The sequence below is a fragment of the Clostridium algidicarnis DSM 15099 genome (assembly GCF_002934235.1).
Taxonomy (GTDB): domain Bacteria; phylum Bacillota; class Clostridia; order Clostridiales; family Clostridiaceae; genus Clostridium_L; species Clostridium_L algidicarnis.
Genome location: NZ_PTIS01000009.1, coordinates 60,357 through 83,881 on the forward strand (window position 1 = coordinate 60,357; position 23,525 = coordinate 83,881).

Consider the following 23,525-nt stretch of genomic DNA (forward strand, 5'->3'; position numbering starts at 1 on the left):
TATGAAAAGTATAATATTCTCATCTAATAAAAGTGGTGGAGGTAAGACTACAGTAACCTTAGGTATAATAAGTAGTCTTATAAGAAAAGGATACAAGGTTCAGCCATATAAGGTGGGACCAGACTATATAGATACAGCCTTTCATAGTTATATAACTGGAAATAAATCTAGAAACCTAGATTTGTTTTTAACAGGAGAAGACGCAGTAAAACAAATATATGATGAAAATTCCAAAGAAAAAGATTTAGGCATAATAGAAGGAGTTATGGGGCTATATGATGGTAAAGGAATAGATAATATATATTCTACAGCTCATGTAGCAAAAACCTTAAATTTACCTGTGGTTCTTATAATATCTTCTAGTGGGCAAAGTCTTACTCTTTGTGCAGAAATAAATGGTATAAAGAACTTTGATGATGTAAATATAGCAGGCATAATACTTAATAATATAACCGAAAGTTATTATCAAATATTAAAGCTTGCCATAGAAAGGCATTGTGATTTAAAAGTATTTGGATATATACCAAAGGATGAAAATATTAACCTTGACAGTAGACACTTAGGACTTGTTCAAAGCAGCGAAATACATGATCTTAAGGAAAAGATAGATTATATAAGCGATCTTGCTTATAAGCATATAGATATGGAATCTTTACTAGAAAGTTTTAAGGAAGTAACCTTAAGCTACGAACCAATAAGAGATATAAAATATAGTAATATTAATGTATCTATAGCTAGAGATAAGGCATTTTCTTTTTATTATGAAGAAAACATTGAAATATTAAAAAAGGCTTCAAATGTTAAGTTTTTTAGTCCTCTTAATGATGAGTGTATACCAAAGGATACGGACCTTTTATATATAGGTGGTGGATATCCAGAAATATTTAAAGAAGAATTAAGTAAAAATGAGTCTATGAGGATTAGTATAAATAAAGCACTAAAATCTGGAACATTTTGTTATGCTGAATGTGGAGGTCTTATGTATCTTTGTGATTCTATAGAAGGCAGTGAAATGGTTGGTTTCTTTAAGGGCGATGCAGTTATGAACAAAAGACTTCAAAATTTTGGGTATGCTACCCTTAAAGTTACTGAAGGTAATGAATTATTACCAAAAGGATTTACAATGAATTGTCACGAGTTTCATAAGTCTTCTGTAAACTTAGAGGAAGAAAAGATTTATGAATTAAAAAAGATTCTTTACAATGGTAATACAAAGGTATGGAATTGTGGTTATTATAAAAATAATACATTAGGATCTTATGCTCACTTACACTTTTATAACAATATAGATTTTATAGACAATTTATTAAAAAGGGTAAAAATTAAGAAGGATACATAATAAAACTTAAATATGGTAAAGGTAGATTTTTAAATAACTTTTACTAAAAATATAAAGGAAGTGATTAAATGGATTATATAAAGATACCAATGGATATAGAAAAAAAGAGTTTTGAGATAATAGGCAGTGAAATGGGAGAAAGTAGTTTTTCAAAGGAAGAACTATTAATAGTAAAAAGAGTTATACATACTACAGCAGATTTCGAATATAAGGATTTAATATATATAAGAGAAGGTTCTATAGAGAAGGCAAAAGAATTATTAAAAAAGGGCATAACAATATATACTGACACTAATATGGCTTTATCTGGAATTAATAAAAAGGCTTTAGAACAACTAGGTTGTAAGGTAATATGCTATGTAAATAAAGAAGAAACCTTTAAGTTAGCTAAGGAAAAAGGAATAACAAGATCTATGGCTGCGGTAGAAACAGCTTTAGACGAGGGAGTAGAATTCTTTGTTTTTGGGAATGCACCTACAGCCCTATTTAAACTTAAAGAACTTACAGAAAGTGGAATTGGAAAAGCAGCATTTATTATAGGAGCACCTGTAGGGTTTGTAGGGGCTAGTGAATCAAAGGAAGAAATAGAAAAAATGGATCTACCTATGATAACTATAAGAGGTAGGAAAGGTGGAAGCGGTGTGGCTGCATCCATAGTAAATGCACTCTTATATATGATAACGGAAAGATAATGTTATCTTATCTAATATAGAAGTGGTATAAAATGAGACATTTAAAGAGGTGAAAAGATTGCTTGACCTATATGTTAATTTTAATGGAAAGAGTCTAAGGTGTGGATATACAACAGGTTCCTGTGCTGCAGCTGCAGCTAAGGCTGCAACTTTGATGTTATTTAACAATAAAGACAATATTTCTATTATAAATATTGATACACCAAGATCTATGAAGCTTAATATACCAATTGAAAAGTTTAATAGAGGAGAAAATTATGTAGAGTGTTGTGTTTTAAAGGATGGTGGAGATGATCCAGATGCCACAAATGGAATGGAAATTTGGGCTAGGGCTACTTTAAAAGACAGTGGTTACATTTTAAAGGCTGGAAAAGGTGTCGGTGTAGTTACTGAAATAGGTCTACCTATAGAAAAAGGTGGCTTTGCTATAAATCCAATACCAAGAACTATGATAGAAAAAGAAGTTAAAGCTGTACTTCCGAAAGGTTCTGGTGTTGAGATAACTATATTTGTGCCAAAGGGAGAAGAAATATCACAAAGAACATTTAATCCAAGGCTTGGAATAGTAGGTGGTATATCTATATTAGGTACCACGGGTATAGTAACACCTATGTCAGAGGATGCTATAAAAGAATCTATAAAGATTGAGCTAGAACAAAAAATTAAAAAGGGAAGCAAAGTTTTGGTTTTAGTTTTTGGTAACATAGGGGAAGAAGAAGCACTAAGTGAAGGATATTCCTTGGAAGATATAGTTATAATATCAAATTATATAGGTTTTGCCTTAGACATATGCATGGAACATTCTGTGAAAAACGTATTAATAGTAGGACATATAGGGAAGCTTTCCAAGATATCTGCTGGATGTTTTCAAACTCACAGCAGGGTTTGCGATGTAAGGCTTGAGGTTTTAGCTCTAGAACTTGCATTAATTGGAGCAAATAAAGACTTAGTAAATCTTATATATTCTCAAAAGACCACAGATGGTGCTATTAAGTTAATTCCAGATGAATATAATGAAGTTTATTATAACATAGGTAAAAAGATTAAAAATAGAGTAGAAACTTATTGTTATAAAACATTAAAAGCAGAAGTTATAATGTTTTGTGATACAAAAAATAGAAAAGTATTGTGTAAAATTCATGATTAGTGAGGTGAAATAATGGTTTATGTAGTAGGCATTGGACCAGGTCATAAGGATTATATATTACCAAAGGCCATAAAGGTTTTAAATGAAAGTGATATTATAATAGGCTTTAGTAGGGCATTAGACGGTATAGATGTTTCAAAAGATAAAAAGATTGGTATAAAGTCTTTAAGTGAAGTTTTAGATGTTTTAGAAAAGTATCATGGCAAAAACATATCTATAATTGCCTCAGGAGACCCTTCTTTTTATGGAATAAGTGACTTTATAAATAGAAACTATAAAGGAGAAACTAATATAATTACTGGCATTAGCTCAATTCAATACTTTGCATCAAAAATTAATAAAGCCTTAGACCGCGCATACTTAGGAAGCGTTCATGGAAGGGAAGAGGACTTTATAAATAAAGTTAAAGAAAATAGTCGTTCTTTTTGGTTAACAGATAGGAATAATACTCCTTCTAGTTTATGTAAGAAACTTAATGACAATAATATTAAAGCAAAGGTTTATGTAGGTGAGGATCTTTCCTATGATAATGAAATTATAACTATAGATTATAATTATAATTTATTAGATAAAGAGTTTTCTTCTCTATGTGTGATAATGGTAGAATCATTTTAGGAGGATTTAAATATGGCATTTATAAAAGATGAAGAATTTTTAAGAGGCGATTGCCCTATGACAAAAGAAGAGATAAGAATATTAAGCATAGCAAAACTAGATATTAACGAAGAACATAGGGTTTTAGATATAGGGGCTGGTACAGGTAGTGTTACTATTCAAGCAGCTAAAATGTGCCTAAAAGGACAAGTTATAGGCATAGAGAAAGATCCAGCAGCTCTAGAGGTTATATATAAGAATATAGATAAATTTAAAGCTTCAAATATAAAAATTGTAGAAGGTGAAGCTCTTAAGGTTTTTAATGATATAAAAGGAGAATTCAATAGAATATTTATAGGTGGTAGTGGCGGAAACATTGAAGAGATTATAATAAATTATTCAGCATTACTTAAAGAAGATGGTAAGATGGTTTTAAACTTTATAACTATAGATAATTTATACAAATCAATGAATACATTAAAATCTTTAGGCTTTAAGGTAGAATGTAGTCAAATATCCGTAAGTAAGACTAAGGGAAAAGCTTCTATGTTATTTGCAAATAATCCTATTTTCATATTAGAGGCTACAAGATAAAGTATAATTAGGATTTTTAGGAGGAAAGAGTATGGCTAAATTGTATGGGGTTGGAGTAGGACCTGGAGATAAAGAGCTACTTACTATAAAGGCTATGAATATTATTAAAAATGCAAAAGTTATTGTAGTTCCAAGTGCTATGTCTGGTGGTAAGAGCATAGCTCATGAAGTTGCTGAAGATTACATAAGTGAAGATGCAGAAGTTTTGGTAAAACATTTTCCTATGGGATCAAAGGATCAAGAAGAAAAGATTTATGAGGCATTTAAATCGATTGAAGAAAAGCTTATAGAAGGTAAGGACGTAGTTTTTTTAACTATAGGGGACCCTTTTGTATATAGCACTTATATATATTTATTAAAGTATGTAGAAGAAAAGGGGTATGAAACTGAGACTGTACCTGGAATAACATCTTTTTGTGCTTGTGCAAGCATTGCAAAACAGCCTTTGGTAATTGGTGATGAGCCACTTTTAATATTACCGGCCAATAGATTAGACGCTATAAAAGATGAAAAGTATATAGTTATAATGAAGGTTTATAAGATAGAAGAAGAAGTTATAAACCTTTTAGAAGAAAAAGGTTATGATTATGTATACATAAAAAGAGCTGGAAGAGAAGGGCAAACTGTTCTTAAAGATAAGGCTGAGATATTAAAACAAAAAGAATATATGTCATTAATAATTGCAAACAAAATATAATTTAAAAGGAGAAAATAATATGGTTTATTTTATTGGCGCAGGCCCTGGAGATGTAGATCTTATAACTGTAAAGGGAAGAGAAATACTTTCAAAAGCAGATGTGGTAATATATGCAGGATCTCTTGTGAATTCCGAGCACTTAAAATTTTGCAAGGAAGGTTCGAAGATATATAACTCAGCTTCTATGACCTTACCTGAGGTTATTGAAGTTATTAGAGAGTTTCATGGAGAGGATAAAACAATCGTAAGGCTTCATACAGGGGACCCAGCTATATATGGAGCTATAAAAGAGCAGATGGATGAGCTTGAAAAGTATGATATTGAGTATAAAGTTATACCAGGAGTAAGCTCTTTTTCAGCGGCAGCCGCAGCTATAAAAAAAGAATTTACATTACCATCTGTAAGTCAAACCGTTATATTAACAAGGGTTGAGGGAAGGACTCCAGTTCCAGCTAACCAAGACTTAGAAATACTTGCAAGGACTAATGCTTCTATGGCAATATTCCTTTCTATATCTATGATAGATAAGGTAGTAGCTAAACTTAAGAAAGGTTATGGCAGGGGAGATGTGCCTATTGCAGTAGTGGAAAGAGCTACATGGGAAGATGAAAGAATTTTGCTTGGAACGTTAGACAATATATCAGAAAAGGTTAAAGAAGCTAATATAGTTAAATGTGCACAAATTTTAGTTGGTGATTTTATAGATTGTGATTATGAAAAGAGTCTTCTTTATGATGAGAGTTTTTCTCATATGTATAGAAAGGGAAAATAATGAAGCTTGCTATAATAACTTTTACATCTAAGGGAAAAGCTATTGTAAATAAGTTGAAAGATCATATATCATTAGATCATTATTATAAAAAAGATGAAGAAGATTTTGATGTTTATAAATTAACTAAAACATTGATGCAAGATTATGAAGGTATAGTATTTATAGGTGCTATAGGTATTGCAGTAAGGGCAATAGCACCTAATATTAAAACTAAGGATAAGGATCCAGCGGTGGTGGTAGTAGATAACGCAGGTAAATATGTAATAAGTGTTTTAAGTGGACACTTAGGTGGAGCTAATGATCTTTGTATAACACTTGCAGAAATATTAAAAGCAGAACCTATAATAACTACAGCCACTGATAACTTAGGAAAAGTAGCTCCTGACACCATTGCTAAAAATAACAACTTAGTTATTGAAGATTTAGACAAAGCTAAGGTTATATCCTCCTTGTTAGTAGAGGATAAGAAGATATACTTTAAAGATGAAAGATCTTTTATAGATATACCTAAAGGATACACAAAAGATTTATTACAAAGCCTAGGGTCTGTTATTATAACTAATAAAAATAAAGTGGAATCTTATAATAAGCCTTGTTTAAAGCTTATTAGACGGGATATAGTTTTAGGAATTGGCTGTAAAAAGGATTATGATCCTAAAGAGATGATGGATAAGGTTTTAGAAAAATTAGAGCATTATAATATTGATAAAAGAGCAGTAAGATATATATCTACAGTGGAAGTGAAAAAGGATGAATTTGCAATAAATCATTTAGGTAAAGAGCTAAAATGTGATATTAAAATATTTACCTTAGAGGAAATAAAAAAGGTTCATCATAAATATCCAGGTAGTGATTTTGTAGAAAAAACAATTGGAGTTAGATCTGTAGCGGAACCTGTGGTAGAGCTTACAGGAGCTACAGCCTTTACAAAAAGATTATCCTTAGAGGGTATGACCTTATGCATAGGAGAATTGGAGGGATAGTGTAATGATAGGATTAATTTTAGGTACTTCTGAAGGAAAGAAATTATTATCTTTAATAAATAAGTATACGGAAGATATATTTGTGTCTACGGCTACTGAATATGGTGGCGAATTATTAAAGGAATATAAGTATAAACATATAAACACTAAACCTTTAGATAAAGATAAGCTTGAAGCTATGATGATAAAATATAATATAAAAATATTAATAGATGCTTCACATCCTTATGCTGAGGTAGTTACGAAAAATGCTATGGAAGTTTGTGAAAAGCAAAATATAACTTATATAAGGTATGAGAGAAAATCTACAATAGATAAATATAAAGATTATCATAAGCTTATATTAGTAGAGGACTATCAAATATTAGAAGAAGAACTAAAGTATTTAAAGGGAAACATATTAAATACAACGGGAAGTAGAAATATAAATAAGTTTACCTCAATGAATATAGAAAATAGAATAATTCATAGAGTGCTACCTACTACAGAATCCATAGATATTTGTTTAAAGTCAGGAGCTACTGTAGAGAATATAATTGCTATAAAAGGACCCTTAGATAAAGCTTTAAATAAAGCTTTTATAGAGGCTTTTGATGCTAAAATTATAGTTATGAAGGATAGCGGAGTTCAAGGTGGAACTATAGAAAAGATAGAAGCTGCAATAGAACTAGATTTATGGGTTGTTGTTATAGGGCGTAAAGACAAACCAAATTGTATTTGTTTTAATGATGAGACTAAGCTTTCAGAGTACCTAAGCTCTATTCTATAGGAGTATTTATGAATTATGTAAGCAAATATCCTGGTAGTCTTGGGGAAATATTTCAAGGAAAGATGAAAGATAGGGATTTGCTCTTATCCTTTCCTTGTGATATTTATACTGAGGTTACCTTAAAAGAAGAAAAAAGAAAAGATTTAGATAATAATAATAATAAATGCTATGAATTTTTAAAAGCTGCCCTTAAAATTTGGGGATATGAAAGGTTTTATGAAGACTTTATAATAGACATTAAATCAGATATACCAAGAGGAAAAGGATTTGCTAGTAGCACTGCAGATATATGTGCCTTATATAATTCTTTGTTAAAGTGTTTTAACAAAAGTTTTTCAGAGGAAGAACTTATAAAGTTAGCTGTAGCTATAGAGCCTACAGATAGTATAATATTTAAAAAGGCTACATTATTTCAATATAAAGATGGTAAATTTTCTTTAGAACTTGGGAATTATATGGAGTTTTATGTTATGGTATATGAAGGGAAAAGATTAATAAATACCATAGATTTTAATAAAACATCAATAGGTGATTTAGCTAAATTAGATTATTTAGAAAAAGACCTAATGGAAGCTTTTAATAAGAAAAGTATTAGAAAGTTAGCAAAAGTAAGTACAGATAGTATTGTTTTAAATGAAGGAAGACTTCATTACTCCATTTTAAATGATGTTATTAAAATATGTGAAGACACTAAAGGCCTTGGGATAATAGGGGGTCATAGTGGAGACATTTTAGGTATAATATATGAAGATGAAGAAGGTCTTAAAAAAGGTTTAGACTTAAATATAAAGATTATAGATTATAGATGTTATGGAATAAAGACGTTAGATTCTATTGATAGATATAGAAAGAAGGGATAAGTATGAAAAAGTTATATGTAATTGGAATGGGCCCAGGGGGAATTGAACATATGTCAATAAAGGCACGAAAATCCTTAGAGGAAAGTGAAGTTATTGTAGGTTATGTAAAATACATAGATATGATTAAGTCCTTAATTGAAGGTAAAGAAGTTTATGCAACAGGAATGAAGGGCGAAGAGGAAAGATGTAAGCAAGCATTAAGTATGGCAGAAAGTAAGACTGTGTCTATAGTTAGTACTGGAGATGCCGGAATATATGGTATGGCTGGACTTATACTAGAGTTATGTAAAGAAGAAGATATGGATAGTGTAGAGGTTGTACCAGGTATAACAGCGGCTTCAGCTGCTGCATCTATGGTAGGCGCACCTTTAATGCATGATAATTGCAATATTAGTTTAAGTGATCTTATGACACCATATTCACTAATTAAAAAAAGAGTAGAACTTGCTGCAAATGCAGACTTTGTAATTTCATTATATAATCCTAAAAGTAAGGGGAGACCAAATTATCTAAGAGAATGTATAGATATAATAAAGACTTTTAGAAAAGGAAGTACACCTGTAGCTATTGTGAAAAATGCTCTTAGAGATGGTGAAGAAAAGGAGATATTTACCTTAGATACTTTCGAAGATACTAATGTAGATATGTTTACTATTGTAATTATAGGAAATAGTGAAAGTTATATAAAGGGAGATAAGTTTCTTACACCTAGAGGATATCTGAGTAGATAGGTAGAATAGTTTATAGGATATAATTAAAAATTTAATAAAAGTTTAGGTGCTTTTTTTAGTAAAGGTGAAAAGGGAATGTGGTAAAAGCCACAGCAGCCCCCGCTACTGTATTTGAGTACAAACCTTACATGCCACTTCTTTAAATGAGGGAAGGGTAAGGGGAGGATGATTCATAAGCCAGGAGACCTGCCTAAACCAATAAACAAACTTTCGGAGGGAAGGTATTAGAAAAATCAGAGTAATTAATGATTTTGTATACTAATGACGCCCTTAGGGCGTCATTTTTTGTATAAATATAAATTTAATAGGAGGAAAAGAAATGAAGAAAAAGAGTGTTTTTATCTTATCGTTACTAATGTTTTTGGGAGGTACCTATATGGCAAATGCAATGCATATTGTAGAAGGATTTTTAAGTCCTTTATGGTGTGTGGTTTACTTTGCATTAAGTGCACCATTTTTCATACTAGGGCTCAGGGATATAAAAAGTAAAACAAAAGATAACAAAGATTTAAAGATGTTATTAGCCTTAGTTGCAGCCTATGCATTTGTACTGTCAGCAATGAAGCTACCGTCAGTTAGTGGTAGTAGTTCTCATCCTACAGGTACAGGACTTGGAGCTATCTTATTTGGACCTTATGTTATGAGTGTTGTTGGAAGTATAGTATTACTGTTCCAAGCAATATTTTTAGCACATGGTGGTATTACAACTTTAGGTGCTAACGTATTTTCTATGGGTATTGTAGGACCTATAATATCTTATGTTATTTATAGAGCACTAAAAAATAAGAATAAAAGATTAGCTGTGTTTTTAGCAGCAGCCTTAGGAGATTTAGTCACATATATAGTTACCTCATTACAACTAGGACTAGCATTCCCAGCCACAGATGGCGGAGTTTTAGCCTCTTTTATAAAGTTTATAGGAATATTTGCTATAACACAAATTCCACTTGCTGTAATAGAAGGAATTTTAACTGTTGGTATATTTGAATTCATTGAAAAGCATTCTAAAGAAGAATTAATATCATTAGGCGGGGTGAAATAATATGAAAAAGAAAATGATAACTATGATAGTTTTATGCTTCATCATAATAGTAGGAGCACTTGTAATTGGAAGAAATGGTGAATTTGAAGGGGCTGATTCTATGGCTGAAGAGGCTATAATGGAAATAGATGCTTCTTATGAACCATGGTTTAGCCATATATGGGAGCCACCATCAGGGGAAATAGAAAGCTTCTTATTTGCATTACAAGCAGCTGCAGGTGCTGGATTCATAGGTTACTATATTGGTAGAAAAACTGTATGCTCAAAGAAGTAATACTTCTTTCTAAAGTCAATGATAAATCAATAGTAAATCCTTTAGAAAAGATATTTATATCATTAGGTGCTATTATAATTTTAGGATTTAGCAAAAGCTATTTACCAATAATAATAAACATAATATTTTTTGGATTTATGCATTTTAAAAATAAGCATTATTTTAATATAGTAATGAAATTTTCATTAGGTACAGCAGCATTTGCTTTAATTTCGTCCATAACCTTTTTCTTTGATTATGGGGCTAAAGCTACCTTTTTAATAATAGCTAAGTCTTTTTCTGGTGGGCTTTGTGTAGGTTATTTATCACTTACCACCCCTATGGATGATATTTTGAATCTGCTTCATAAATCTAAATACTTACAGGACTTTTGTGATATAGCAAAAAGTATGGAAAGATTTATATTACTTTTAGAAGAGGAACTTATTATAATGACTAGTTCAGTTAAAAGTAGAAATGGATTTGATACCTTTAATCTTAAAATTAAAAATAGCGCTAAAATAGCTGGATTACTTTTTGTAAACACACTTAGAAGGTGGGATAATATAAAGGATGCTATAAATAGCAGATGTTATAATGGAACTTTAAATTATACCGCAAATTACAATAAGATTAATGTGAGGCATATGTTATTTATAAGTATGTATTTACTTTTTGTAAGTGTAATTATGATTATTTAATATTAAAAGGCTTAAAAGATATAATATATTTTTTAAGCCTTTTAGTTTTTTAAAAAGGGTTTTGTATAATTATAACTATGTAAAAATATTTTTTTCTGATATACTAAACAGAATATAGTATAAATGTATTAAATATAATGAAGACTTTTAGTATTAATCTTAAATTAAGATTGATATTAAAAGTTATTATTCTGAGAGAAAAGGTGAATTAATGAATATACTTAAGGGCAAAATAGCAGTAGTAACAGGATCTTCAAAAGGTATAGGAAGAGCTATAGCTAAAAAACTTGCTACAGAAGGGGCCTTAGTTGTAGTGAATTATAAGAGTGATGATGCTTCAGCTATGAATGTGGTAGATGAAATAAAATATGCAGGTGGGTATGCAATTAAATATAAGGCAGATGTATCAAAATATGATGATGCTAAGATACTTATAGAAGATACTGTTAAGACTTTCGGAAAGATAGATATACTAGTAAATAATGCTGGAATTTCTAAGGTGGGATTATTTACTGATATGGAAGAATGTGACTGGGATTCTTTAATAAATACAAATCTAAAAGGAATGTTTAATACTTGTCATACAGCTGTAAAGTATATGATAGGTGAAAAGTCTGGTAGTATTATAAATATATCTTCTATATGGGGAAATGTTGGGGCATCTTGTGAAGTTATTTACTCAGCTTCAAAGGGTGGTGTTAACTCTTTTACTAAAGCATTAGCTAAGGAACTTGCACCATCTAATATAAGGATAAATGCTATATCACCAGGGGTTATAAAGACTACAATGAATAATTGGCTTACAGAAGAAGAAATAATTGCTTTAAAAGAGGATATACCAATGGGTGAATTTGGAGAACAAGAAGATGTAGCTAATCTAGCATGTTTTTTATGTTCTGATGAATCAAAATATATTACAGGTCAAATAATAACCCTAGATGGAGGACTTGTATAAATTTATATAAGCAATGGCTGATATTTATATAAATATGTATGATTATGATAAAAGATAAGAAGCCTTTAGTAAAATAAGGCTCCTTATCTTTTATTTTTAATATTCACTTTATGTGGTATATACTAATTTATCTTATTTAAAATATCTATTTAATAATCCTTTGAAAGCCATTCCATGTCTAGCTTCATCCTTACACATTTCATGAACTGTGTCATGTATTGCATCTAGATTAAGTTTTTTTGCAAGAGTTGCTAAGTCTTTTTTGCCTTGGCAAGCACCGTGTTCTGCATCTACTCTTACTTGAAGATTAGTTTTTGTATCAGCAACAACAACTTCTCCCAATAATTCAGCAAATTTAGCAGCATGTTCTGCTTCTTCAAAAGCTATTCTTTTGTATGCTTCTGCAACTTCAGGAAATCCTTCTCTGTCAGCTTGACGACTCATAGCAAGGTACATTCCAACTTCGGTACATTCTCCAGTAAAGTTAGCTCTTAAACCTTCTATTATTTCTTGGTCTACATCTTTAGCAATTCCAATTCTATGCTCATCTGCCCAGGACATTTCACCTTCAACTTTTTCTACAAACTTTGAAGCTGGAGCTCCACATTGAGGGCATTTTTCTGGTGCAGTTTCACCTTCGTAAACAAATCCACAAATTGTACAGACAAATTTTTTCATAAAACCATCCTCCTATATTATGTTAATTAATATTATGTCAATATGTTGACAATTATTATTATATAATAGTTACTATATAAAATCAAGATATTTTTGTTAAAACATTAATTAACATTTCATAGAATCTATTTCTAAAGAAAAATAAAAACAAACCCCATCTAATTTATTAAAAGCACCATATACACTGTTATGCTTTTCTAATATATTTTTCACTATGTTAAGACCAAGTCCTGTACCACCTTTAGATCTATCTCTTGACTTGTCAATTTTATAAAATTTATCCCATATATTATTTAGTTCTTCCTTTGGAATATTAGAATTTGTATTAAATACTTCAACAAATAAATAATCCTTAGTCTTATAATCATTATCAATATTCGAGTTGTAAGGTTTTTGCTCTATTCTTGAACATATACTTATACTACCTTTTTCAATAGTGTTTTTTATGGCATTAGATATAAAGTTATTTAAAACTTGTTCAATTCTTATTTTATCACCAATTACTAAATTATCACTAACGTCTACTGCAACATTAATGTTTTTAGTTTCCATTAATCCTTTGAACTTTTTTAAAGCATGATTTATTAAAGGCTTAATATTAAAGGAATCTATATGTAGATTAAAGGAACCAGATTCTAGTTGAGAAAGATCTAGCATGTCATTTAGAAGACTTTCCATATTGTGAGCTTCATCTATTATCACATCAACATAAAAGTCTTTTTGATCTTCTTTTGCTATATTATCTTTTAAACCTTCAGCATACCCTTCTATAAGGCTTATTGGGGTTTTTAGTTCATGAGATACATTAGCTATAAAATCTTTACGCATATTTTCAATACGCTTTTCTTTTTCAATGTCATCTTTAAGTTTATTATTATACTTTTTTAAAGCATTTAATGAATTATTAAGGTTTAAAGATAAAAAGTTTAAAGTTTTTGCAAGATTTCCTATTTCATCTTCCCTATCTACTGTACATTGTTCAGAAAAATCTAAGTTAGCCATTTTAAAGGCAGTTTTATTAATATCTTTTAAAGGTTTTGATATTAAATTTGAATATATAATAGATAGAAATACTATGCCTAAGACACCTAGAAAAAGTGCATAGGGATAAAAGTCCTTTATTACTAAAGAAGCTTCTTTAATGGTTTGAAGAGGTGACACAGAAATTATTATATTATCATTAATACTTTCAAGTGATATTGGGGCTAAGCATACAATATTTTTAATATCCTTATTCTCACTAGCAAATATATTTGCTGTAACCTTACCTTCATTAAGAGTAGAAGAAAAATCTGTGGTCTTAGATGATTTTTTAAAGGCTTCTTTTAGCATCTGAAGGACTATATCATCCATTTGTTTATTAGGATCAGATAAAAACATAATTTCACCCTTATTTGAAAATATAGCAATTTTAGCATTGTTATTTATCTCAAAATCTTGCATACTTTTAAATAATTCTGGCTTATTATCATAATTATAGGAATAGGCTATTTTAAATTTAGTTATTTCTGATTTTAGGGTATTCATTTTTTTATTTATATAAAACTTTTCAAAAAATATAGATTGCAAGGAAAGTATAAGTATTAAAATAATACTTATAAATATAGAGGTTATAACAAATAATCTTAAAGTTAAATTTTTTTTCATATTTTCACCTCAAATTTGTATCCACTTCCTCTTACAGTAGAAATAAAAGAAGATTTTTCTTTTAATTTTTCCCTAAGCCTTTTAATAGTTGTATCTACAGTTCGAGGATCTCCATAATAATCTATGCCCCAAACATTATCTAATATTTTATCTCTACTTAAGGATATACCTTGATTTTGCATTAAATATAACAATAGATTATATTCATTTGGTGTTAGATAAATTTCTTCTTCATTTACATAAACTTCATGTGAAGCTGTATTTATTACTAATCCATGTATGTTCTTATAAGTGATATTATTGTTTTCTAAAGATGTGCTTCTTTTTAATAATGATTTGGCCTTAGCTACTAATATCTTGGGGTTAAAGGGTTTAGTTACATAATCATCCGCACCAAGATCATAGCCAAGAAGCTTATCATCATCACTAGATCTTGCAGTTAAAATTATTATAGGTATATAGGATATATCCCGAATAGACTTACAAAGGGTAAATCCGTCCATTAGAGGCATCATTAAATCTAAGATAATTAATGAGATATTCTTTTCATCTTTTTTAAAAATATTAAGGGCAGTAATTCCGTTATCAGCTTCTAGTATATTAAAATCCTCTTTCTCGAAATAATCTTTTAAAAGCATTCTCATTCTAATTTCATCTTCAACTATTAAAATTTGTTTTTTCAAAATGGCTCCTCCTTTACAGTAGTATTAACATATATTATTATTATACTGTTAACTTAATCTACCTACAAGAATAATGAATTTAATGATAAGTGAGCTTTTTATGTTAAATAAACATGAAATTATAGAGAATTTATAATTTTAATATTCATTCATTATCATTACAAAGAATAATCTTTGCATTACGAAGATAAAAATGAGATAATTTAATTTGACTATAGGAGGTATGCTATGAATAAAGCAAAATTAAATCAAATAATAACGTCTATTGAATCCGCAGATAAATTAGCTTTTAGAGATGCTATGACATATATAGATAATTTAACAAAGCCAATTGGAAGTCTTGGATATATGGAGCTTATGGCTTCTAAAATAGCAAGTATAAAGGGATTTATGCCAAAAGAACTAAAAAATAAAAAAATAATAATTATGTGTTCTGATAATGGTGTTGTAGAAGAAAATATAAGCTCTTGCCCAGAAAAGACCACAGCTTTAGTTACTGAAAATTTTACAAAAGAAATTACAGGAGTTAAAGTTCTCTCAAATTATTATGGGTCAGAACTCACTGTAGTGGATGTTGGAGTAAATCATGATTTTAACAATCCTAAGATAATTAATAAAAAGATAGGTTATGGAACTAAAAATATGATGAAGGGAAGAGCTATGTCTATTGATGAAACTTTAAAAGCTATAGAAATAGGCATGGAAATAGTTGAAGATTTAAAAGATAAGAATGTAGATATAATAGGTACAGGTGAAATGGGTATATGCAATACTGCTACTAGTGCAGCTGTATTTTGTGCATTAACAGATTCAAATGTTGATAAAATAGTTGGTAAGGGTGGCGGGGTTACAGAACTTCAGTATGAAAATAAAAAGAGAGTAATAAAAAAGGCAATAGAAATAAATGATCCCAATAAAGAAGATGTAATAGATGTATTAAGCAAGGTTGGTGGATATGATATTGCGGCATTGTGTGGATGCTTCTTAGCTGCAGCAAGATATAAGATACCAATAGTTATTGATGGCTTCATATCTTCTGTTGCAGCACTTTGCGCTTATAGGTTAAATCCTTTTTGTAAGGATTATATGTTTCCGTCCCACCTATCAGCAGAACCAGGAGCTTCTTATATAATGCAGGAACTTGGACTTTCACCTATATTGAATTTGAATATGAGACTTGGAGAAGGATCTGCCTGTCCTATAGCTTTTAGCATAATAGAAGCATCTTTATACACAATGAATAATATGGGGACTTTTGAGGCGGCAAATTTAGATAAAAAAAACTATGTAGATATAAGATAGTATTATAAGGAGGTAAATATGGGAAAGGTAACTTTAGTAACTGGAGGCAGTAGAAGCGGAAAAAGTACATTTGCAGAAGATATTTTAAAAGAAGAAGATGAAGTATTATATATTGCTACGGCTATAGTAACAGATGATGAGATGAAAGAAAGGATAGATAGGCATCGAGAGTCTAGAAATCATAAATGGACAACTTACGAAGGGTTTAAAGATTTACATATAGCAGTTAAAGAAAACAATAAGCCTTATATACTTTTAGATTGCGTAACAGTAATGATGACAAATTTACTTTTTAATAGAGAAGAAAATTTAGAAGAAGATATTTCAAGAGAAACCTTAGATCTAATATATAAGAATATAGAAAATGAATTTAAAATGCTCCTAGATGAAGTAAAAAAAGGAAATAGTAATTTAATTATGGTAACTAATGAAGTTGGTATGGGTCTTGTACCAGAATATAAATTAGGAAGAATATTTAGAGATTTTGCTGGCTGGATAAATCAATTTTTAGCTAAAAATAGTGAAGAGGTTTATTTAGTTACTTGTGGAATACCTTTAAAAATAAAATAATAATAGGATGTGTATGACTTTATGGAAGAAGTAAAAAGCTTTTTACTTATGATACAATTTATGACAAGGATACCTATAAATAAAGCTCTTCCTTGTGAAAATAAAAATTTTAAGAAGGCTTCAGCTTATATACCTTTGATTGGTATAATAGTTGGAATGTCACAATTTATAGTTTATAAGTTGTTATTTAATTTAATACCTGCAGAGTTTCTATCCGTAATTATGATAATAGTATATGTATTTATAACAGGTGGATTTCATTTAGATGGCCTTGGAGATACCTGTGATGGCTTTTTTGCATTTAAAGGTGGAAAAGATAAGATAATAGAAATAATGAAGGACAGTAGGGTTGGTACCTATTCTACTATAGCAGTAATTATAGATATTTTAATTAGATATATTGCTTATGTTAAAATAATAAATATAAACTCTGGATATATAATAATTTTAGCACCATTTGTGGGAAGGGTATCTCTTGCACTCTTAGCATATGTAGGCAAGGGTGCTAAAGAAGAAGGATCAGGAAATCTTATTATAAATAATATTTCAAATAGGGAGATGGGCATAATATTTATAATAGTTGCTATATTTTCTTATGTGACTAGTGGATATTTGCATGTGACTTATGAAATCTTACTTTTTGGTATATCCTGTATAGTTACTTTATTATTTTATAAGCTATGTAAAGATAAAATTGAGGGTATAACGGGAGATAATTTAGGTGCCATTAACGAGATAGTAGAACTAGTAGCTCTAATATTTTTGCTGTCCATATAAAAATGAGGATATTCTGCATTAGAATATCCTCATTTTTATATTTTATGTATCAATGGATTTCAATATTTTTATAATATATGTTTCCAAAAACTATTAAAAAAGATTAAGTAAATACAGATATCTTATTATAGTTCTAATTGCTGGCAAGAATTTAAAGGAGAATTATATTGGAAATTTTTTAGTTCCTGAAATATATAGTTCATACCTTTAATTATCTTATCCTCATTTACATTACACAGGCTTATTCTTAGAGAAGGTACGTGGTTGAATTCTTTAAGATAAAAGTGGGAACCATCTCTAATAGATATATCTTTTGTACTCATTATATTTATAAATTCTTCTATATTAGTATTAGGTAATTTTATTAGAGAGAACATTCCATTGTTTGGAACCCTGTGTTCTAGATTAAAATCTAAAAAGCCTTCTAATTCATGCTTAAGAAGCCTCATTCTACTGCCATAAAAGCTCTTAAGTTTATAAATATAGTTATTATAGTGTCCACTATCTATAAAAGAACTTAACGCTCCTTGCATTGGTACTGTGGAAACTAAATCAAAGCTTACCTTATAATTACTAAACTCATTTATAATTTTTTGAGGTATTATGCAAGCGGCTAATCTTATGCCAGGTATTAAGGTTTTTGAGAAACTTTTAATATATATGACTTTTTCATTTTTATCATATTTATATAGAGCATGACAAGAATCATCATTTAAATCGCTTAAGTAATCATCTTCAACTATATAAACATCATACTTATTTGCAAGATATACAATTTGCTTTTTATCATCCTCAGATAAAGAAGTACCTAATGGATTGTGCATACGGGGCATAGTGTAGAAAAATTTAATTTTTTTAGTTTTAAATATGTACTCTAGTTTATTTAAATCTATACCATTAAAATCTCGCTCTATTCCAATAACATTAAATTTATTAATATCAAGCCATTTTAAAAATATATTATATGTAGGTTGTTCTACTAAAATAGACTCTTTATCTTGGCCTAAATTTAAAACAGATAATATTGAAAGAGCTTGCTGGGCTCCAGAGGTAATAAAAATTTTATCAAGAGAGCAGTCTAAGTTAGATTGTTTAAATAGTGAAAGAACACTTTCTTTTAAAGGTGTAAAACCAGAGGATAAAGAATATCCAAAAATATTATATTTATATTCCCCTATTGCCTTTTCAAATGACTTTTGAAAAGTTTCATAAGGTAAAATTTTGCTATCTGGCTCTCCAGAAGAAAAATCTATATTGTTTGATTCGTTTGTATTATAATATTTCAACTTGTTGTCTACTACAAAGTATCCGCTTTTAGGTAAGGCATATATAAGGTTTTGCTTTTCAAGCTCAGAATAAGCTCTTATAACTGTAGAGTTACTACAACTAAATTTTATAGCAAGAGCTCTTATAGAAGGTAATTTACCATTAAAGTTGCCAATTTCTATTTCATGATTTACGTAATTTATAATAATTTCGTATTTTGTAATAATACTCACCCATTTCTGTTTATATAAATATTTTGGAATATAAATATTTTAAAACATATACAGTTTTAAACATGAAAATACAGTTTTTATTATTTATAAAGTATATCATATAAAAACAAAGTTTTGTACTAGTTTATAATAGATTTGTATAGCTACAAACCTTTTTATATAAAAAATAGGTTTTATTAAATTTATTTTAAGTAGTTATATATACTTCTAGAAGCTTTATATATTTTTTAAAACTTAAAAGAAGAATTATTACTAAAATCTAGCCAGATATATTATAATAAGATAATATGTATATAAAATTAATAATAATAAATGTATTTAAAAAAATAATAAGTTTTATATCAGTTAAGGAGGCACATTATGAGTTCTTACGAAGAATTAAGTAATTATTACGATACGATATTTGAAAAAAGTGATATTACGTTAAAATTTTTATGGTGGCTTTAATAAGTCGGCGTATACTTATGATTCCTATGCTACAGTAGTAAGAGCAATTAAAGACTAAATATAATAATGATAATAGGGATGGGGAGATATTTTAATGAAAAAACCATTTTTTGATGCTAAAGATACCTTACTTCAAAATGGACTAAGGGTGATTACAATAAAAAAGGATACCCAAATTATGTCTATACAAGTAGGAGTAAAAATTGGGTCCATGTATGAAACTATAGAAGAAAAAGGCATCTCTCATTTTATTGAGCACATGCTATTTAAAGGAACTAAATTTAGAGATAACGAAACACTAAATAATGACTTAGAGTTCTTAGGTGGAGAATATAATGCTTATACTGATTATAAATCTACAGTTTATAGTATAAGTGCTTTAGAAGAAGAAATTACAAATTCTTTAGATTTATTATCAGATATGGTTATGAATTCTACATTTCCTTTAGATGAAATAGAAAGAGAAAGAGGAGTAATACTATCTGAGATTAAAGGTTCATTAGATGATGTTGAAAATTTATCCTTCAAAAAGTTAAATGAAATAGCATTTGATAATAGTCCACTTAAGTGGGAAGTTAGTGGTGATGAAAAAAACATTAATTCTTTTAATAGAGAGAATCTTATAGACTTTTATAATAAATTTTATACACCTAAAAATGCTATTATAGTTATGGTGTCATCTTTGCCCCATGAAGAAGCATTAGAAAAGATAGCTAATAAATTTTTAGATTGGGAAGGGATTAATGTAGAAAAAAAAGTTATATTAGTAGAAAATAATAAGCCTATAATAAAGACAACTATTAAAAAGGATTTAGAACAAAGTTCTATAGCTTACTTATATACATTTCATGATTTACCAAAGGAAAAAGAACTTTCTTTAAAAATATTAAATCATAAACTTGGTGAAAGTTCTAATTCTATTTTATTTAGAGAGCTTAGAGAAAAACTTGGATTAGCCTATGATGCATATACGGACTTAGATATGACGTCAAAGATAAGAACTATGTGCATTTATACCTCAGTATCAGAAGAAAATATTGATAAGGCTATAACAACAATTGATAAATGTATAGAAGATATTAAAAATAAAAGGATAAAAATTAATGACAATACCGTAAAACTTATGAGTAAAGTTCATAAAACAGCAGTAGTGTCTACAATAGAGGATTCTATGGATCTTGGAAGCTATGTACTGTTTCAAGCGCTAGAAGAAGATAATATACAAAGATATTTAGAAGATATGGATGCTTTAGAGAAGATAAATAAAGAAAGCATATATGAGGTAGCTAATATAGTATTAAAAAATCCGACTATACACATATTAAAAAATGAAAAAGAATAAGGTGAATTAAACAAATGGAAGGTAAAATAACTTCGATTCAAGTGCAAAGTAGAAATAAAGATAGGGTTAATATATTTGTAGATGAAGAATTTGCATTAGCCTGCTTTGCAGAGGTTGTATATAAACAAAACATAAAAAAAGGTGATAGAATTAACCTAGAACAGTTAAATGAAATATTATTTAAAGAAGAGTTTTCTAAGGCTAAAAACTATGCATTAAGGCTAGTAGAAAAAGGATTAAAACCAGAAAAGGCTGTAAGAGACAAACTTTTCAAAAAGGAATATAGTAAAGAAACAATAGATAAGGTAATAGAATTTTTAAAAGATTATACACTTATTGATGATAAAAGATATGCACAGGGGTATGCAAAAGAAAAGATAAAGTCTAACGGAAAAAATAAAATAAAGTATGGGCTTTTAAGTAAAGGAATTAAAAAAGATGTAATAGAAGTTGTTCTTGAAGATATTTATGATGAAGATAAAGATAGAGAAATAGCAGAAAAGATTGCAATTAAAAAGTTTAATTTAATATCCAAAAGAGAAACTGATAAATATAAAATCAAAGGAAAGCTATACCAGTTCCTAATAGGAAAAGGATACTCAAGTGAATGTATTAAATTTGTAATAGAAAAGATATTTAAGGATAATAGTTTATAAAAGGAGATAACCTTATGTTGAAAAATCCAATTACACTGCTAATTGTCCTAATATTTTTATATCCTGTTGTAAAAGGGGTAATATTTAAGGTCAATTACGAAAATTTAAAATCTGATTTAAAAAACATGGAAAAGACAATATCCTTTTTGCTTTGTTTTCCTATTTGGGTGAATGTTAGAGATATTATAAATAAATTTATGAATACAGTAATTACAAAGCTACCTTATAATATGACTTACTATATTGATAAATATAGTAAGTTATATTCCATAATAGTTTTTCTGATTAGTATATTTTTAATTTATAAGTTTCAAATGCTTATTTATAATATTATAAATAAAATAATATTTAATCCTATAATTATATCTTTAAAAGATAAGGAAGGCTATAGAAAGTCATGGGTTAATAGATTGATAGCTATGATAATATCAATACCTAAAGGTGTTTTTTATGCTCTTTTAATTACAAGTACTATACATGTTTTATCTTATTTTTATCAAGAGGATAAGTTTCAAGATTATGTACAAAGTTCAAAGTTATATAATGATATAAATGAAAAAACATTAGAACCTGTTATAAATTCAAAGTTTTTAGGTAAGATTCCAAACACAATAAAGAATTCCTTTAAAGTAGAGGTTAAATATGATGAACCTAATCTTACAAAAGAAAAAGGCGGTAAACCTAATACCTTGGTTTACTATAATGGGGTTACATTAAAAGATGGAATAAAATCTAACGATGCTATAGATGAGTTTTCTGTAAACCTTACTAAAGGACACACTTCAGATAAAGCTAAAGCAAAAGTTATATATAATTTTATTGGGACCAATATAGATTATGATTATGAAAAAGCTGATAAAATATATACTAATAATTTTAAAATAGAATCTGGAGCAATACCTACTTATGATACTAAAAAGGGGATATGTTTTGATTTTTCTTGTCTTTTTGTAGCTATGTGTAGAGCTAATAATTTAAAGGTTAGGCTAGTGACTGGGGAAGGCTACAATGGAGTAAATTGGGTAAGCCATTCTTGGAATGAGGTATATATTAAGGAAGAAGATAAGTGGATAAATATAGATACTACTTTTTATAAAGGTGGAAATTATTTTAATAGTAAAAAGTTTGACTTAGACCATAGAGGAGAAAATATAATAGGTGAATGGTAGGGTGCCTTTAGTTATAAAGGCACCCTTGGTTAATCAATATACTTTTTTAAAACACAAGATCATTTAAAGTGGGTATTTAAAATTAAGTTTATGGCTTTATTACAATCTTCATCTTCGTGATTCATGGCCCAAGAGGTATTAAAATATAACAAGGATTTAGGGGTATTGCCAATCATAGAATAGCAATAGGCAAGATTAAAATAATATTTACTATCTTGCTTTAAAGTAAGGGCGGACTTTAGGTGTAATATTGCTTTTTCGTATTCTTTTAATTTAATAAGACAAACCGCTGAATTATAATGAGCACAAGCCTCATTTTCTTTGTTTTCAATAGCCTTCTTATATAGATTTATTGCTTGCTTGTAGGAGTGGCTGTTGTATAATTCATTTGCTTTTTGAAAATAACTCATTTTAATCCTCCAAAATATATATTTTAGTGTATATAATAAATTAAAGATTATATTTACATTCTTAACTAATAAATCATATAATATACAAGAAAAAAGCTTTATTAAATTTGTAGTGAAAATTACATTATAATATAATGAACTATTCTAGAAATAAAAGCGAAAATAATATATAAAAAAAGGCAAATAATAACCTAAGATAATTGACTAGGTTATTGC

At 28.7% G+C, this 23,525-nt stretch carries 26 protein-coding genes and 1 riboswitch; of the genes, 21 read left to right on the plus strand and 5 right to left on the minus strand.

Going from position 1 to position 23,525, the window contains the following annotated elements; genetic code table 11:
• Window position 1 precedes the first annotated feature (1 nt).
• From BD821_RS07715 to ymfI, 15 genes are all read left to right on the plus strand, one after another.
• Window positions 2–1,339 (plus strand): cobyrinic acid a,c-diamide synthase CobB, encoded by a 1,338-nt coding sequence (locus BD821_RS07715; RefSeq protein WP_104409984.1) that lies wholly within the window; start codon window positions 2–4, stop codon window positions 1,337–1,339.
• A gap of 68 nt (window positions 1,340–1,407) precedes the next feature.
• The gene (locus tag BD821_RS07720) at window positions 1,408–2,031 is read left to right on the plus strand and encodes a precorrin-8X methylmutase (protein ID WP_104409985.1); all 624 of its coding nucleotides are present in this window, start codon (window positions 1,408–1,410) and stop codon (window positions 2,029–2,031) included.
• 58 nt (window positions 2,032–2,089) lie between these two features.
• A complete protein-coding gene (cbiD, locus tag BD821_RS07725; protein ID WP_104409986.1) occupies window positions 2,090–3,178 on the plus strand; it encodes a cobalt-precorrin-5B (C(1))-methyltransferase CbiD in 1,089 nt (362 codons plus the stop codon).
• A gap of 12 nt (window positions 3,179–3,190) precedes the next feature.
• On the plus strand, window positions 3,191–3,793 hold the full coding sequence (gene cbiE / locus BD821_RS07730) for a precorrin-6y C5,15-methyltransferase (decarboxylating) subunit CbiE (protein ID WP_104409987.1): 603 nt from the start codon (window positions 3,191–3,193) through the stop codon (window positions 3,791–3,793).
• 12 nt (window positions 3,794–3,805) lie between these two features.
• Window positions 3,806–4,366 carry a precorrin-6Y C5,15-methyltransferase (decarboxylating) subunit CbiT gene (gene cbiT, locus BD821_RS07735; protein ID WP_104409988.1) on the plus strand — a complete coding sequence of 187 codons (561 nt, stop codon included), beginning with the start codon at window positions 3,806–3,808 and terminating at the stop codon, window positions 4,364–4,366.
• A gap of 31 nt (window positions 4,367–4,397) precedes the next feature.
• The gene (locus BD821_RS07740) at window positions 4,398–5,063 is read left to right on the plus strand and encodes a cobalt-factor II C(20)-methyltransferase (RefSeq protein ID WP_104409989.1); all 666 of its coding nucleotides are present in this window, start codon (window positions 4,398–4,400) and stop codon (window positions 5,061–5,063) included.
• Window positions 5,064–5,082: 19 nt separating this feature from the next.
• Complete coding sequence (cobM, locus tag BD821_RS07745) at window positions 5,083–5,835, plus strand: precorrin-4 C(11)-methyltransferase (RefSeq protein WP_029452975.1); 753 nt, start codon at window positions 5,083–5,085, stop codon at window positions 5,833–5,835.
• Window positions 5,835–6,818 carry a cobalt-precorrin 5A hydrolase gene (gene cbiG, locus BD821_RS07750; RefSeq protein WP_104409990.1) on the plus strand — a complete coding sequence of 328 codons (984 nt, stop codon included), beginning with the start codon at window positions 5,835–5,837 and terminating at the stop codon, window positions 6,816–6,818. Before cobM ends, cbiG begins: the two co-directional genes overlap by 1 nt.
• A gap of 4 nt (window positions 6,819–6,822) precedes the next feature.
• A complete protein-coding gene (locus BD821_RS07755; RefSeq protein ID WP_104409991.1) occupies window positions 6,823–7,587 on the plus strand; it encodes a cobalt-precorrin-6A reductase in 765 nt (254 codons plus the stop codon).
• Between the two features lie 8 nt (window positions 7,588–7,595).
• Window positions 7,596–8,447, plus strand: a complete 852-nt coding sequence (locus BD821_RS07760; protein ID WP_104409992.1) for a GHMP family kinase ATP-binding protein — start codon at window positions 7,596–7,598, stop codon at window positions 8,445–8,447.
• A 2-nt stretch (window positions 8,448–8,449) separates the two neighbouring features.
• Window positions 8,450–9,178, plus strand: a complete 729-nt coding sequence (cobJ, locus tag BD821_RS07765) for a precorrin-3B C(17)-methyltransferase (protein ID WP_029452979.1) — start codon at window positions 8,450–8,452, stop codon at window positions 9,176–9,178.
• Window positions 9,179–9,205: 27 nt separating this feature from the next.
• Window positions 9,206–9,386, plus strand: a riboswitch (cobalamin riboswitch).
• A gap of 111 nt (window positions 9,387–9,497) precedes the next feature.
• A complete protein-coding gene (locus BD821_RS07770) occupies window positions 9,498–10,220 on the plus strand; it encodes an energy-coupling factor ABC transporter permease (protein ID WP_029452980.1) in 723 nt (240 codons plus the stop codon).
• 1 nt (window position 10,221) lies between these two features.
• Window positions 10,222–10,494 (plus strand): energy-coupling factor ABC transporter substrate-binding protein, encoded by a 273-nt coding sequence (locus BD821_RS07775; protein WP_029452981.1) that lies wholly within the window; start codon window positions 10,222–10,224, stop codon window positions 10,492–10,494.
• Window positions 10,479–11,174, plus strand: coding sequence for a CbiQ family ECF transporter T component (locus BD821_RS07780; RefSeq protein WP_104409993.1), 696 nt, complete (start codon window positions 10,479–10,481; stop codon window positions 11,172–11,174). Before BD821_RS07775 ends, BD821_RS07780 begins: the two co-directional genes overlap by 16 nt.
• A 211-nt stretch (window positions 11,175–11,385) precedes the next feature.
• Window positions 11,386–12,129 (plus strand): elongation factor P 5-aminopentanone reductase, encoded by a 744-nt coding sequence (gene ymfI, locus BD821_RS07785; protein WP_104409994.1) that lies wholly within the window; start codon window positions 11,386–11,388, stop codon window positions 12,127–12,129.
• Between the two features lie 132 nt (window positions 12,130–12,261).
• Here the strand turns inward: ymfI and BD821_RS07790 are convergent, their stop codons facing one another.
• The 3 genes from BD821_RS07790 to BD821_RS07800 all read right to left on the minus strand — a co-directional run bounded on the left by BD821_RS07790 (window position 12,262) and on the right by BD821_RS07800 (window position 15,137).
• Window positions 12,262–12,807 (minus strand): NADH peroxidase, encoded by a 546-nt coding sequence (locus BD821_RS07790; protein WP_104409995.1) that lies wholly within the window; start codon window positions 12,805–12,807, stop codon window positions 12,262–12,264.
• A gap of 108 nt (window positions 12,808–12,915) precedes the next feature.
• Window positions 12,916–14,454, minus strand: a complete 1,539-nt coding sequence (locus BD821_RS07795) for a sensor histidine kinase (protein WP_104409996.1) — start codon at window positions 14,452–14,454, stop codon at window positions 12,916–12,918.
• Window positions 14,451–15,137 carry a response regulator transcription factor gene (locus tag BD821_RS07800; RefSeq protein ID WP_104409997.1) on the minus strand — a complete coding sequence of 229 codons (687 nt, stop codon included), beginning with the start codon at window positions 15,135–15,137 and terminating at the stop codon, window positions 14,451–14,453. The genes BD821_RS07795 and BD821_RS07800 overlap by 4 nt, the downstream gene beginning before the upstream one ends.
• Before the next feature lie 228 nt (window positions 15,138–15,365).
• Between BD821_RS07800 and cobT the strand changes: the two genes are divergently transcribed.
• The 3 genes from cobT to cobS are packed head-to-tail and all read left to right on the plus strand — an operon-like array spanning window position 15,366 to window position 17,786.
• Window positions 15,366–16,439, plus strand: coding sequence for a nicotinate-nucleotide--dimethylbenzimidazole phosphoribosyltransferase (cobT, locus tag BD821_RS07805; RefSeq protein WP_104409998.1), 1,074 nt, complete (start codon window positions 15,366–15,368; stop codon window positions 16,437–16,439).
• Between the two features lie 18 nt (window positions 16,440–16,457).
• The gene (gene cobU / locus BD821_RS07810; RefSeq protein WP_104409999.1) at window positions 16,458–17,009 is read left to right on the plus strand and encodes a bifunctional adenosylcobinamide kinase/adenosylcobinamide-phosphate guanylyltransferase; all 552 of its coding nucleotides are present in this window, start codon (window positions 16,458–16,460) and stop codon (window positions 17,007–17,009) included.
• Between the two features lie 21 nt (window positions 17,010–17,030).
• Window positions 17,031–17,786: an adenosylcobinamide-GDP ribazoletransferase gene (gene cobS, locus BD821_RS07815; protein WP_104410000.1), complete on the plus strand. Its 756-nt coding sequence runs from the start codon at window positions 17,031–17,033 to the stop codon at window positions 17,784–17,786.
• A 125-nt stretch (window positions 17,787–17,911) separates the two neighbouring features.
• Here the strand turns inward: cobS and BD821_RS07820 are convergent, their stop codons facing one another.
• The gene (locus tag BD821_RS07820) at window positions 17,912–19,285 is read right to left on the minus strand and encodes an aminotransferase-like domain-containing protein (RefSeq protein WP_104410001.1); all 1,374 of its coding nucleotides are present in this window, start codon (window positions 19,283–19,285) and stop codon (window positions 17,912–17,914) included.
• 541 nt (window positions 19,286–19,826) lie between these two features.
• On the opposite strand from BD821_RS07820, the gene BD821_RS07825 reads away from it, so the two are divergent.
• The 3 genes from BD821_RS07825 to BD821_RS07835 are packed head-to-tail and all read left to right on the plus strand — an operon-like array spanning window position 19,827 to window position 22,899.
• Window positions 19,827–21,074, plus strand: coding sequence for a M16 family metallopeptidase (locus tag BD821_RS07825; RefSeq protein ID WP_104410002.1), 1,248 nt, complete (start codon window positions 19,827–19,829; stop codon window positions 21,072–21,074).
• Window positions 21,075–21,088: 14 nt separating this feature from the next.
• Window positions 21,089–21,730 (plus strand): recombination regulator RecX, encoded by a 642-nt coding sequence (gene recX / locus BD821_RS07830; protein ID WP_104410003.1) that lies wholly within the window; start codon window positions 21,089–21,091, stop codon window positions 21,728–21,730.
• A gap of 14 nt (window positions 21,731–21,744) precedes the next feature.
• The gene (locus BD821_RS07835) at window positions 21,745–22,899 is read left to right on the plus strand and encodes a transglutaminase domain-containing protein (RefSeq protein ID WP_104410004.1); all 1,155 of its coding nucleotides are present in this window, start codon (window positions 21,745–21,747) and stop codon (window positions 22,897–22,899) included.
• A 59-nt stretch (window positions 22,900–22,958) separates the two neighbouring features.
• Here BD821_RS07835 and BD821_RS07840 read toward each other — a convergent pair whose 3' ends face one another.
• Complete coding sequence (locus BD821_RS07840) at window positions 22,959–23,309, minus strand: tetratricopeptide repeat protein (RefSeq protein ID WP_029452995.1); 351 nt, start codon at window positions 23,307–23,309, stop codon at window positions 22,959–22,961.
• Between the last annotated feature and the right edge of the window lie 216 nt (window positions 23,310–23,525).

What these genes read in the sequence shown, in the direction of transcription:
- BD821_RS07715 (WP_104409984.1), top strand. Translation starts at nt 2, where the DNA reads ATGAAAAGTATAATATTCTCATCTAATAAAAGTGGTGGAGGTAAGACT.
- BD821_RS07720 (WP_104409985.1), top strand. Translation starts at nt 1,408, where the DNA reads ATGGATTATATAAAGATACCAATGGATATAGAAAAAAAGAGTTTTGAG.
- cbiE (WP_104409987.1), top strand. Translation starts at nt 3,191, where the DNA reads ATGGTTTATGTAGTAGGCATTGGACCAGGTCATAAGGATTATATATTA.
- cbiT (WP_104409988.1), top strand. Translation starts at nt 3,806, where the DNA reads ATGGCATTTATAAAAGATGAAGAATTTTTAAGAGGCGATTGCCCTATG.
- BD821_RS07740 (WP_104409989.1), top strand. Translation starts at nt 4,398, where the DNA reads ATGGCTAAATTGTATGGGGTTGGAGTAGGACCTGGAGATAAAGAGCTA.
- cobM (WP_029452975.1), top strand. Translation starts at nt 5,083, where the DNA reads ATGGTTTATTTTATTGGCGCAGGCCCTGGAGATGTAGATCTTATAACT.
- cbiG (WP_104409990.1), top strand. Translation starts at nt 5,835, where the DNA reads ATGAAGCTTGCTATAATAACTTTTACATCTAAGGGAAAAGCTATTGTA.
- BD821_RS07755 (WP_104409991.1), top strand. Translation starts at nt 6,823, where the DNA reads ATGATAGGATTAATTTTAGGTACTTCTGAAGGAAAGAAATTATTATCT.
- BD821_RS07760 (WP_104409992.1), top strand. Translation starts at nt 7,596, where the DNA reads ATGAATTATGTAAGCAAATATCCTGGTAGTCTTGGGGAAATATTTCAA.
- cobJ (WP_029452979.1), top strand. Translation starts at nt 8,450, where the DNA reads ATGAAAAAGTTATATGTAATTGGAATGGGCCCAGGGGGAATTGAACAT.
- BD821_RS07770 (WP_029452980.1), top strand. Translation starts at nt 9,498, where the DNA reads ATGAAGAAAAAGAGTGTTTTTATCTTATCGTTACTAATGTTTTTGGGA.
- BD821_RS07775 (WP_029452981.1), top strand. Translation starts at nt 10,222, where the DNA reads ATGAAAAAGAAAATGATAACTATGATAGTTTTATGCTTCATCATAATA.
- BD821_RS07780 (WP_104409993.1), top strand. Translation starts at nt 10,479, where the DNA reads ATGCTCAAAGAAGTAATACTTCTTTCTAAAGTCAATGATAAATCAATA.
- ymfI (WP_104409994.1), top strand. Translation starts at nt 11,386, where the DNA reads ATGAATATACTTAAGGGCAAAATAGCAGTAGTAACAGGATCTTCAAAA.
- BD821_RS07790 (WP_104409995.1), bottom strand. Translation starts at nt 12,807, where the DNA reads ATGAAAAAATTTGTCTGTACAATTTGTGGATTTGTTTACGAAGGTGAA.
- BD821_RS07795 (WP_104409996.1), bottom strand. Translation starts at nt 14,454, where the DNA reads ATGAAAAAAAATTTAACTTTAAGATTATTTGTTATAACCTCTATATTT.
- cobT (WP_104409998.1), top strand. Translation starts at nt 15,366, where the DNA reads ATGAATAAAGCAAAATTAAATCAAATAATAACGTCTATTGAATCCGCA.
- cobU (WP_104409999.1), top strand. Translation starts at nt 16,458, where the DNA reads ATGGGAAAGGTAACTTTAGTAACTGGAGGCAGTAGAAGCGGAAAAAGT.
- cobS (WP_104410000.1), top strand. Translation starts at nt 17,031, where the DNA reads ATGGAAGAAGTAAAAAGCTTTTTACTTATGATACAATTTATGACAAGG.
- BD821_RS07825 (WP_104410002.1), top strand. Translation starts at nt 19,827, where the DNA reads ATGAAAAAACCATTTTTTGATGCTAAAGATACCTTACTTCAAAATGGA.
- recX (WP_104410003.1), top strand. Translation starts at nt 21,089, where the DNA reads ATGGAAGGTAAAATAACTTCGATTCAAGTGCAAAGTAGAAATAAAGAT.
- BD821_RS07835 (WP_104410004.1), top strand. Translation starts at nt 21,745, where the DNA reads ATGTTGAAAAATCCAATTACACTGCTAATTGTCCTAATATTTTTATAT.
- BD821_RS07840 (WP_029452995.1), bottom strand. Translation starts at nt 23,309, where the DNA reads ATGAGTTATTTTCAAAAAGCAAATGAATTATACAACAGCCACTCCTAC.